This is a genomic window from Phycicoccus sp., assembly GCF_035325325.1.
Taxonomy (GTDB): Bacteria; Actinomycetota; Actinomycetes; order Actinomycetales; family Dermatophilaceae; genus Phycicoccus.
Map to the genome: position 1 here is coordinate 1 of NZ_DAOLAC010000034.1, position 10,106 is coordinate 10,106.

Sequence of the window (10,106 nt, forward strand, 5' to 3'; positions counted from 1 at the left end):
CCGCCTTCGCGTTGCGGACGGCGTCCTCGATGCGGTGCTTGCGCTCCTTGAGCTCGACCTCGGTGGCCGCGCCCGCCTTGATGACGGCGACGCCGCCGGCGAGCTTGGCGAGGCGCTCCTGGAGCTTCTCGCGGTCGTAGTCGGAGTCCGACTTCTCGATCTCGGCCCGGATCTGGTTGACCCGGCCCTGGATCGCGTCGTTGTCGCCGGCGCCCTCGACGATCGTCGTCTCGTCCTTGGTGACGACGACCTTGCGGGCCTTGCCGAGCAGGCTGAGGTCGGCGGTGTCGAGCTTGAGGCCGACCTCCTCGGAGATGACCTGGCCACCGGTGAGGATGGCGATGTCGCCGAGCATGGCCTTGCGACGGTCACCGAAGCCCGGGGCCTTGACGGCGACGGACTTGAAGGTGCCACGGATCTTGTTGACGACGAGCGTGCTCAGGGCCTCGCCCTCGACGTCCTCGGAGATGACGAGCAGCGGCTTGCCGGACTGCATGACCTTCTCGAGGAGCGGCAGCAGGTCCTTGATCGAGCCGATCTTGGAGTTCGCGATGAGGACGTAGGGGTCCTCGAGCACGGCCTCCATGCGCTCGGTGTCGGTGACGAAGTAGTGGCTGATGTAGCCCTTGTCGAAGCGCATGCCCTCGGTGAGCTCGAGCTCGAGGCCGAAGGTGTTGCTCTCCTCGACGGTGATGACGCCTTCCTTGCCGACCTTGTCCATGGCCTCGGCGATCATCTCGCCGATCTGGGGGTCGGCGGCGCTGATCGACGCGGTCGCGGCGATCTGCTCCTTGGTCTCGACGTCCTTCGCGCTGCCGAGCAGCTCGTCGGAGACGGCGCGCACGGCCTTCTCGATGCCGCGCTTGAGCGCCATCGGGTTGGCACCGGCGGCGACGTTGCGCAGGCCCTCGCGGACGAGCGCCTGGGCGAGGACGGTGGCCGTCGTCGTGCCGTCACCGGCGACGTCGTCGGTCTTCTTGGCGACCTCCTTGACGAGCTCCGCACCGATCTTCTCGTACGGGTCGTCGAGCTCGATCTCCTTGGCGATGGAGACGCCGTCGTTGGTGATGGTGGGGGCGCCCCACTTCTTCTCCAGGACGACGTTGCGGCCCTTGGGGCCGAGCGTGACCTTGACGGCGTCGGCGAGGGTGTTCATGCCTCGCTCGAGACCGCGGCGCGCCTCCTCATCGAAAGCGATGATCTTGGCCATTCGGGTGGTTCCTCCCACGCGAATCGAAGGTGGGACCGGAGGGTGCCCGCGACGGACGGACCGGGGCCGCGGCTCACGTCACCGTCGGCGCACCGGACCTCACCGGACCGGTCGGTACTTATCACTCTCATGATGAGAGTGCTAACGCTCATTATTGGCACTCTCCCCCGGAGAGTGCAAACGGTCCGCGGCCGCGGGTGCCCGCGCGAGGTCAGTCACGGGCGGTCAGACCTTCGGGGGTGGCTCCCTCGAGCGCGACCCGGAGGGAGGCGTCGGCCTCGGAGGTCACCGGGTCGGCGAGGTCGGCGACGAAGACCGCGACGGCCTCCCGGGCCGGGTTGCCGTCGAGCTCGTGCAGCACCTCGCGCCACGCGGCGAGGTTCGGGTGCTCGAGCGCGGTGCACGCCTCGGCCGGTGCGAGGGACTCTACGGCCGCCTCGAGGTCGCCGCGGGACAGCGGCAGCGTGGCCGTCGAGCCGTCGTGGCCGAGGATGGTCGCGAGGACCACGGCGGGCAGCCCGTGCCGCCCCCCTGGGGCGTTGACGTGCGCGAACACCCACTCCGGGGTCGACGAGGCCGGCGAGAGCGCGACCGCGTGCGCGGCCGGCTCACGCCATCCCCCGATCCGGGCGGCGAGGTGGTCGCGGATCGCCGCGAGGCCCTCCGGGGTGCTCCAGTCCAGGTCGCTCATCGAGCCATCGCGTCAGGGCCGGAGACCGACCACGGTCCGGCCGTGCGACCGTGCCGCGCACGGGCGCGGGTGCGACCAGGTGAACACTGGGTGAACGGGACCCCTCACCTTGGTGAAGCCGGGGTGGCGACCCCACACTGGTGCCTCGTGGACGCACCGACCCTCATCCTCGTGCTCGTCGTCGTGACGGCACTGGCCTTCGACTTCACCAACGGGTTCCACGACACCGCGAACGCGATGGCCGCCTCGATCTCCACCGGGGCCCTCGCGCCGAAGGTCGCGGTCGGTCTCTCCGCGGTGCTCAACCTCGTCGGTGCCTTCCTGTCGGTCGAGGTCGCCCTCACCGTGTCCAACGCGGTCATCAAGATCCAGGACAAGAGCGGCGCACCACGCCCCGAGCTGCTGACCAACGGCGGGGAGGCCCTGCTCCTCATCGTCCTCGCCGGGCTCGTCGGCGGCATCGTCTGGAACCTGCTCACCTGGCTGCTCGGCCTGCCCTCGAGCTCGTCGCACGCGCTGCTCGGCGGCCTGACCGGTGCCGGCGCCGCCGGCCTCGGCCTCGCCGGGGTCAAGTGGACGGGCGACGGCACCAAGCTCGACGGCGTCGTCGGCAAGATCCTCCTGCCCTCGCTGCTCTCCCCGGTGGTCGCCCTCGTCGTGGCGTTCGTCGGCTGCTGGCTCGTCCACCGCATCACCGCGTCGGTCATGGGCCGCCTCGACGAGCGGTACTTCCGCTGGGGCCAGATCGGCTCGGCGTCCCTCGTCTCGCTCGCGCACGGCACCAACGACGCGCAGAAGACGATGGGCGTCATGACCCTCGCCCTCATCGCGAGCGGCCACTGGGACCGCACGGACGCCGTCCCGATCTGGGTCAAGGTGAGCGCCGCGACGGCCATCGCCCTCGGCACCTGGATCGGCGGCTGGCGGATCATCCGCACCCTCGGCAAGGGCCTCGTCGACATCACGCCGCGCCAGGGCCTCTCCAGCGACGGCGCGACCGCGGCGGTCCTCCTCGCCTCGAGCCACCTCGGCTTCGCGCTCTCGACGACGCACGTCGCGACCGGGTCGGTGCTCGGCGGCGGCCTCGGGCGCGGCACCCACGTGCGGTGGGCCACGGCCGGCCGGATGGTCGTCGCCTGGGCGCTGACCTTCCCGATCGCCGCCCTCGCCGGCGCGCTCACGTGGTGGGTCGGCCACACCCTCGGCGGCGTGCCCGGAGCGCTGCTCGTGTTCGTCATCCTCTGCGTGGCCTCCGGGTGGATGTACCACCGCTCGCGCCGGCAGCACGTCGGCGCGCACAACGTCAACGCCGAGTGGGACCGGCCGACCGACGTCGTCGACCACCCCGCCCCCGCCAAGACCCCCACCCGCTGAGAGGACCCACCATGCGCAGCATCGAGCTCGCCCTGGAGGGCGCCGGACGCGTCCTCGTCGCCGGCCTCCTCTTCGGTGCCGGCCTCCCTGTCGTCTACGCGGTCGCGATGCGGGCCCTGACCCTCGGCGCCGTCGACGACGGGGACGGTAGGGTGCGCTACTCCCCGCTCGGGCGCACCGTCGCGGGCCTGCTCGTCGCGGTGATCGTCGTCGGGGTCCTCGTCGGCCTCCTCCTCATCGTCGCGGGCGGCTTCGGCAAGGCGGTCAGCTTCGAGCACGTCATCCCGACCATCGTCGACAAGAAGTGAGTCCGCAGATGCCCCAGCTGTCGCACTCGGTCATCGCCCACATCCGGGCCGGTTTCCCCGACGGCGTCCCCGACTCCGAGGCCGCCGCGCTCAACGCGGTCCTCCACGAGCAGCTCGGCACCGACGCCGCGCACGACGTCCTGCGCAAGCTCGCCGCCGAGAAGCTGCTGTCGCGCAAGGCGGTCCGGGCCCTGGTCCCCGAGGACGACCAGGTGCGCCAGGTGTCGGCGAAGCTCGTGCTCGGCGGCTGGCCGCTCGGTGGGATGGAGGACGAGGACGAGGCACCGCCGCGCGAGGGGAGCCCGCTCGCCCGCATCGTCAACTGGCTGCGCGAGGGATACCCGGGCGGGGTGCCCGAGCACGACTACGTGCCGCTGCTGGCGCTGCTGGAGCGGCGGCTCACCCGCTCGGAGGTCAAGAAGGTCGCCAAGGCGCTCCGCCGGGCCGACGTCAGCCCGGCCGGGCCGTCGGACATCGCCGCCGCCATCACCGAGTACACGCACGCCGACCCGAGCGACCAGGACCTGCGCCGGGTGCGCGACCAGCTCGCCAAGAAGGGCTGGCCGGTCGAGTTCCCCGACCCCGACCTCCCCTGACCCCGACGCGCTCCGGATGGCGGACCCCGTCGAGTGAGCAGAACACGCCGTGTGAGCTGCTGCGCATGCGGCGTGTTCTGTTCACTCGACGGGTGGGTCGGGGCCGGACGCAGTGACGCCCGTCCGGCTTCCCTCACGGACGGGCGTCGCTGGTACTGGGGGCTGCCGGCTCAGGGCTCCATGCCGAGCCGACGGGCCGAGCGGGCGCGCTGGCGGCTGGCCCGCAGCCGGCGCAGCCGCTTGACGAGCATCGGGTCGTGGGCGAGCGCCACGGGGTTGTCGATGAGGGCGTTGAGCACCTGGTAGTACCGCGTCGAGCTCATGTCGAACAGCTCCTTGATCGCGGTCTCCTTCGAGCCTGCGTACTTCCACCACTGCCGCTCGAAGGCGAGCACCTCGCGGTCGCGCTCGGACAGCTCGGGTGCACTGACGGCAGTCGTGACCTGTTCGGACGCGGCGCTCACGGTGATTGTTCGACCCTTCCCTGCGTGGTGGCTGCGACCCTCACTGTAGCCGCCGAATTGCACCCGTGTCATTCGGGTGCCGACATCGACCGCGTGTCGGCTGGACAACGAGCCGAACGGCCGACTCACGAGTCACACCCGCACCATCCGACCCACGGCCGCCGGCCCCGCGCTCAGGCCATCGTGTCGAGGATGGCGCTGATGTCGGCCTCGGTCGTCGCCGGGTTGACGATGGCGAAGCGGGCCAGCGTCTCGCCGTCGTGCGAGGTCGGCACGACGAAGGCGAACTCGTCGGCGAGCATCCGGTCCGACCACTCCTGGTAGTCGGCCGGCGACCACCCGAGCCGACGGAAGACGACGACCGACAGGTCCCGCTCGCGGACCAGCTCGAGCTCGGGACGCCGCAGCACCTCGGCCTCGGCGAAGCGGGCCACCTCGAGGGTGCGCTCGATCGCGCCCGTGTACGCGTCCGTGCCGTTGACGACCAGCGAGAACCAGAACGGCAGCCCGCGGGCGCGGCGGGTCAGCCCGACGGAGTAGTCGGTCGGGTTCCACTCCGGGGCCTCGGTGAGGACGTCGAGGTAGCCGGCCTTCTGCGTGTGCGCGGCCCGGGCCAGGGCGGGCTCGCGGTAGAGCAGCGCACAGCAGTCGAAGGGCGCGAAGAGCCACTTGTGGGGGTCGACGATGAACGAGTCGCAGTGCTCGATCCCCGTGTACAGGTGGCGGACCGACGGCGCGGCGAGCCCCGCACCGCCGTAGGCCCCGTCGACGTGCAACCAGACCCCGTACTCGCGGCAGACCTCCGCGACCGAGGCGAGGTCGTCGACGATGCCGAAGTTCGTCGTCCCCGCCGTCGCGACGACCGCGAAGAACGTCTCCGGGCCGTGCTCCTCGAGGACGCGACGCAGCGCCGGCCCGGTGAGCCGCCAGCCGTCGTCGCCGGGGACCCCGACGAGCTCGGCGTCCATCACCTCGCACGCCGACGCGATCGAGCTGTGCGCGCCGGTGGTCGCCGCCACCCGCCAGGGCCGCACGCCCGGCTCGGCCCGGTGCCGCGCGGTCGCGCGGGCCGCGACGAGCGCGGAGAGGTTGCCGATGGTCCCGCCGGGCACGAACACCCCACCCGCGGAGTCCGGCATCCCGACGAGGTCGGCGATCCAGCGCAGCGCCTGGTTCTCGGCCCACACCGCCCCGGACCCCTCGAGCCACGAGCCCGCGTAGATCGAGGACGCGCCGACGACCAGGTCGAAGACGACCGACGCGTCGCTCGGGGCGCACGGGATGAAGGAGAGGTAACGCGGGTGGTCGACCGAGAGGCAGGCCGGGGCCAGCTCGTCGGCGAAGAGCCGCATCGCCTCGCGACCGCCGAGGCCGGCCGGCGTCACGGTGCGTCCGAGCGCGGCGTCGAGGTCCTCCTGGGTGCGCACCCGGTCGAGCGGGGGCTCCATCCGGATGCGTTCCTCGGCGTACGCGGTGACGGCGTCGAGGAGGGCCGAGAGCTCCTCGTGGGCGTTCGGGGAGTACGGCGAGGTGGGGTGCACGGCCGGAGTCTAGGAGGCCGGGGCCCCCAGCAGGAGCGTGGCCAGGGCCGCCACCTCGCCCACCAGCGCGTCGGGAGCCGCGGCGGCCAGCGCGTCCGCCTCCCCGGCGCCCCAGGCCACGGCGACAGCGGCCATCCCGGCGGCCCGGGCCGCCCGCACGTCGACCGTCGCGTCCCCGACGTACACGCAGGTCAGGGGGTCGACGCCGAGGACCGAGGCCCCGTGCAGCAGCGGGTCCGGGGCCGGCTTGTGGCGGTCGGTGTCCTCGAGCCCCACGACGACGTCGACGAGGTGGTCGATGCCGACCCCCTCGAGGGCGAGGCGCGCGGTCTCCCGGCGCTTGGAGGTGACGACCGCCGTCGCGACACCGGCCGCGGCCAGGGACTCGAGCAGCTGCGGGACCCCGTCGTAGCGCCGGATGAGCCGCGCCGTGTTCGCGAGGTTCCACTCGCGGTAGGCGGCGTCCAGGGCGTGCCCGTGGTCGGGTTCCTCCTCGAGGAGGGCCGGCAGCAGCGGCCGGCCGATCCAGGCCCGGGCCCGGGCCTCCTCGACCTCCTCGCCGAGCACGGTCCGGAACGCGTGCTGGTAGGAGGCGACGATGAGCGGGATGGTGTCGGCCAGCGTGCCGTCGAGGTCGAAGAGCACGGTGGGCCACGGCGGCGCGGCGGAGGGCTGGGTGGTCACCCGTCCATCCTCCCCGGCGCCGCCGCGGCCGCGGTGGCCGGCCCGGCCGTCGGGACGCCGGACGGGGCCCGCCGGGGTCCGCCGAGGTCAGCGCAGGGTCTGGCGCACCGCCCCGAGCGCCGAGTCGAGGACGGTCCGCAGGGTCTCGACGGTCAGCGCCTCGACGCCGGCCGCCGCGTCGGCCCGGCGCAGCTCGGCCCGCACCTCGTCGCGGAACCGCCGCACGAGGGCGTCGGCCTCCGCGTACCGGGCGTGCGAGGCCGACCGCGCGTCCCGGACGGGCCCGGTGTGCCGGACCGCGCCGGCCCGGGCCTCCTGGGCGGCCGCCGCGAGCTCGGCCCGCAGGCCGTCCATCGTCCCCCGCACGTCGTCGCGGACGCGGGCGGCGCGGTCGCGCACGGTGCCGGCGATGTCCTCCTCGAGGGCGGCGAGCTCGCCCCGGCGCTCGGCGAGCTCACCGCGGCCCTCGGCGGTCAGCTCGTAGGTGCTGCGCCGCCCGCCGTCGCTGCGCGCCACGAGCCCCTCCTCCTCGAGTCGGGCCAGCCGCGGGTACACGGTGCCGGCGCTCGGCCGGTAGGTGCCGCCGAAGCGGTCCGAGAGCGCGGTGATCACCTCGTAGCCGTGCATCGGCCGCTGCTCGAGGAGGGCGAGCAGGTAGAGCCGCAGCTGCCCGTGCTGGAAGACCGGCGGCATCTCAGGCGTCCTCGCCGGTGCTCGCGGTGCGGGCCAGGCGGCCGCTCCCGCGCAGCAGCGTGACGTCGCCGGTCACCGTGCTCGTGCTCACCGTGCTGCCGCCGGCGCCGGAGCGCAGGTCGACGACCCGGGTGCCCGGCGTCGGCACCGAGTGCTCCTCGCCGTCGACGACGAGCCGGCCGCTCACCGCCTTGGCCGTCACGTGCACCCCCTCGTCGGCCGGCAGCCGCACGGTGACGGCGCCCGAGACCGTCGTCACCGACGTGCGGGTCGACCCGGCGGTGACGTCGAGGGCGACCGCGCCGGAGACCGAGTTGGCGTGGACCTCGGCCAGCGCGCCGGAGGCCGCGAGCTCGCCGGAGACCGAGTTGAGGGTGAGGTCACCGTCGTGCTCCCGAACGACGATCTCGCCGGAGACCGTGCTGGCGGTGAGCCGTCCCTGCGTGCCGTCGACGACGAGGGCGCCGGAGACCGTCGAGACCGACACCTGCCCCTCGAGACCCGCGACGAGCCCCTCGGCGCTGACGGTGCCGACCTTGGCCGCGATGCTGCGCGGCACGGCGAGGCTGACGTCGGCACGGTCGCGGTCGCGGAAGTTGCGGAACTTCTCGAGCCACCCCTCCCAGCCACCGAGGGTGAAGGCGTAGCCCACCCGCAGCTCGCCGCCGTCGAGGTCGACCTCGAGCGGGCGGCCGACCACCTCGTGCACCTCGAGGAGGACGCCCGGGGCGTCGTGGACGACGACGTCGACCCGACCCCCGACGAGCTGCACCCGGAGGGCGCGCACGTCCTCCACCTCGATGACCTGCGGGCCGCTGACGACCCAGGACTCCTCGGACATCGGAGACCCCTTTCGCGATATGTCGTGTAACGAGTTCACGATATATCGCGATATGTCGCGAGCGCAAGGCCCGCCGGGCGCCGAACCGTCAGCGGATGACCGGCTCGACCCCGAGCTCCTCGAGGAGCGCGAGGACGCGAGCGCGGATCGCGTCGCGCACCCCCCGGACCATCGCGAGGTCCTGCCCGGCGGGGTCGTCCAGGACCCAGTCCTCGTAGCGGACGCCGGGGAAGTACGGGCAGGTGTCGCCGCAGCCCATCGTCACGACGACGTCGGAGGCCTGGACCGCGTCGGCGGTGAGCACCTTCGGGCGCTCGGCGGCGATGTCGATGCCCTCCTCGCGCATCGCCTCGACGGCGACCGGGTTGACCGCGTCGCCGGGCGCGCTGCCGGCGGAGCGCACCTCGACGGCGCCGCCGGAGAGGGCGGTGAGGTAGGCGGCCGCCATCTGCGAACGGCCCGCGTTGTGGACGCAGACGAAGAGGACCGAGGGACGGTCAGGCACGGGAGAACCCCTTCCGGAGGGCGAGCGAGACGTAGACGAGGGCGACGAGCACCGGCACCTCGATGAGCGGGCCGACGACCCCGGCGAGGGCCTGGCCCGAGGCGGCGCCGAAGGTGGCGATGGCGACCGCGATGGCCAGCTCGAAGTTGTTGCCGGCGGCGGTGAAGGCGAGCGTGGTCGTCCGGGCGTAGCCGAGGCCGAGGAGGCGGCCGAGGAGGAACCCGCCGCCCCACATGAGGGCGAAGTACGCGAGCAGCGGCAGGGCGATGCGGGCGACGTCGAGCGGGCGGCTCGTCACCTGCTCGCCCTGCAGCGCGAAGAGCACGACGATGGTGAAGAGCAGGCCGTAGAGCGCCCACGGGCCGACCTTGGGCAGGAACGACCCCTCGTACCGGTCTCTCCCCCAGCGCTTCTCGCCGACCCGCCGCGAGAGGTAGCCCGCGACGAGCGGGACGCCGAGGAAGACGAGGACCGAGCGGGCGATGTCCCACGGCGAGACGTCGAGGCCCGCCTGCTCGAGCCCGAGCCAGCCCGGGAGCACCGACAGGTAGAACCAGCCGAGGGCGGCGAAGGCGACGACCTGGAACACCGAGTTGAGGGCGACGAGGACCGCCGCCGCCTCCCGGTCGCCGCACGCGAGGTCGTTCCAGATGATGACCATCGCGATGCAGCGGGCGAGCCCGACGACGACGAGGCCGGTGCGGTACGCGGGCAGGTCGGGCAGGAGGAGCCAGGCCAGGGCGAACATCACGGCGGGGCCGACGAGCCAGTTGAGGACGAGGCTCGCGACGAGCATCCGGCGGTCCCCGGTGACGGTGTCGAGCCGGTCGTAGCGGACCTTGGCCAGCACCGGGTACATCATCACCAGCAGCCCGAGCGCGATGGGCAGCGAGACGCCGTCGACCTCGACCGCGGAGAGCGCGGCGCCGAGCCCGGGCACGAGCCGGCCGAGGAGGAGACCCGCGACCATCGCGAGCCCGATCCAGGCGGGGAGCCAGCGGTCGAGGGTGGACAGGCGTGCGGCGACCGCCGGGTGGCCGGTCGTCGGCGCGTCGGGTGCGGCTGGAATGTCGTCGCAGTGCCCGGCCAGGGCCTCGTCGATCGCGTTGTCCACGACCTCGAACACCATGTGGTGCAAGCCGGAGCCATCATCCGTGTCGCCGATGTACATGCCGGGGCGCTTGCGGACCGCCTCGAGG

Annotated in this window: 12 protein-coding genes; 3 read left to right on the forward strand and 9 right to left on the reverse strand. The window is 73.1% G+C overall.

The window, feature by feature from the left end; all coding sequences use genetic code 11:
* Both groL and PKA89_RS16300 read right to left on the reverse strand, forming a co-directional pair.
* Positions 1 to 1,210 (reverse strand): chaperonin GroEL (gene groL, locus PKA89_RS16295; RefSeq protein ID WP_324421236.1); only part of this gene is annotated, 1,210 nt, incomplete at its 3' end.
* Positions 1,211 to 1,421: 211 nt separating this feature from the next.
* Positions 1,422 to 1,901 carry a hypothetical protein gene (locus PKA89_RS16300; RefSeq protein WP_324421237.1) on the reverse strand — a complete coding sequence of 160 codons (480 nt, stop codon included), beginning with the start codon at positions 1,899 to 1,901 and terminating at the stop codon, positions 1,422 to 1,424.
* A 147-nt stretch (positions 1,902 to 2,048) separates the two neighbouring features.
* Between PKA89_RS16300 and PKA89_RS16305 the strand changes: the two genes are divergently transcribed.
* From PKA89_RS16305 to PKA89_RS16315, 3 genes are read left to right on the forward strand one after another with little or no spacing between them, the layout of a single operon-like run.
* Entirely contained in the window at positions 2,049 to 3,275 is a 1,227-nt protein-coding gene (locus PKA89_RS16305; protein ID WP_324421238.1) for an inorganic phosphate transporter, read from the forward strand.
* An 11-nt stretch (positions 3,276 to 3,286) separates the two neighbouring features.
* Positions 3,287 to 3,583, forward strand: coding sequence for a hypothetical protein (locus PKA89_RS16310; RefSeq protein ID WP_324421239.1), 297 nt, complete (start codon positions 3,287 to 3,289; stop codon positions 3,581 to 3,583).
* 8 nt (positions 3,584 to 3,591) lie between these two features.
* Positions 3,592 to 4,179 carry a DUF3349 domain-containing protein gene (locus PKA89_RS16315; RefSeq protein WP_324421240.1) on the forward strand — a complete coding sequence of 196 codons (588 nt, stop codon included), beginning with the start codon at positions 3,592 to 3,594 and terminating at the stop codon, positions 4,177 to 4,179.
* Positions 4,180 to 4,349: 170 nt separating this feature from the next.
* Here PKA89_RS16315 and PKA89_RS16320 read toward each other — a convergent pair whose 3' ends face one another.
* From PKA89_RS16320 to arsB, 7 genes are all read right to left on the reverse strand, one after another.
* The gene (locus PKA89_RS16320; RefSeq protein WP_324421286.1) at positions 4,350 to 4,649 is read right to left on the reverse strand and encodes a DUF3263 domain-containing protein; all 300 of its coding nucleotides are present in this window, start codon (positions 4,647 to 4,649) and stop codon (positions 4,350 to 4,352) included.
* A gap of 167 nt (positions 4,650 to 4,816) precedes the next feature.
* Positions 4,817 to 6,184 (reverse strand): aminotransferase class V-fold PLP-dependent enzyme, encoded by a 1,368-nt coding sequence (locus PKA89_RS16325; protein WP_324421241.1) that lies wholly within the window; start codon positions 6,182 to 6,184, stop codon positions 4,817 to 4,819.
* A 9-nt stretch (positions 6,185 to 6,193) separates the two neighbouring features.
* Positions 6,194 to 6,868, reverse strand: a complete 675-nt coding sequence (locus PKA89_RS16330) for an HAD-IA family hydrolase (protein WP_324421242.1) — start codon at positions 6,866 to 6,868, stop codon at positions 6,194 to 6,196.
* A gap of 87 nt (positions 6,869 to 6,955) precedes the next feature.
* Positions 6,956 to 7,561, reverse strand: a complete 606-nt coding sequence (locus tag PKA89_RS16335) for a PadR family transcriptional regulator (RefSeq protein WP_324421243.1) — start codon at positions 7,559 to 7,561, stop codon at positions 6,956 to 6,958.
* A 1-nt stretch (position 7,562) separates the two neighbouring features.
* On the reverse strand, positions 7,563 to 8,402 hold the full coding sequence (locus PKA89_RS16340; protein WP_324421244.1) for a DUF4097 family beta strand repeat-containing protein: 840 nt from the start codon (positions 8,400 to 8,402) through the stop codon (positions 7,563 to 7,565).
* An 88-nt stretch (positions 8,403 to 8,490) separates the two neighbouring features.
* Positions 8,491 to 8,907: an arsenate reductase ArsC gene (locus PKA89_RS16345; protein WP_324421245.1), complete on the reverse strand. Its 417-nt coding sequence runs from the start codon at positions 8,905 to 8,907 to the stop codon at positions 8,491 to 8,493.
* A complete protein-coding gene (arsB, locus tag PKA89_RS16350) occupies positions 8,900 to 9,997 on the reverse strand; it encodes an ACR3 family arsenite efflux transporter (protein ID WP_324421288.1) in 1,098 nt (365 codons plus the stop codon). The genes PKA89_RS16345 and arsB overlap by 8 nt, the downstream gene beginning before the upstream one ends.
* Positions 9,998 to 10,106 lie beyond the last annotated feature (109 nt).

What these genes read in the sequence shown, in the direction of transcription:
- PKA89_RS16310 (WP_324421239.1), top strand. Translation starts at nt 3,287, where the DNA reads ATGCGCAGCATCGAGCTCGCCCTGGAGGGCGCCGGACGCGTCCTCGTC.
- PKA89_RS16315 (WP_324421240.1), top strand. Translation starts at nt 3,592, where the DNA reads ATGCCCCAGCTGTCGCACTCGGTCATCGCCCACATCCGGGCCGGTTTC.
- PKA89_RS16340 (WP_324421244.1), bottom strand. Translation starts at nt 8,402, where the DNA reads ATGTCCGAGGAGTCCTGGGTCGTCAGCGGCCCGCAGGTCATCGAGGTG.
- PKA89_RS16300 (WP_324421237.1), bottom strand. Translation starts at nt 1,901, where the DNA reads ATGAGCGACCTGGACTGGAGCACCCCGGAGGGCCTCGCGGCGATCCGC.
- PKA89_RS16335 (WP_324421243.1), bottom strand. Translation starts at nt 7,561, where the DNA reads ATGCCGCCGGTCTTCCAGCACGGGCAGCTGCGGCTCTACCTGCTCGCC.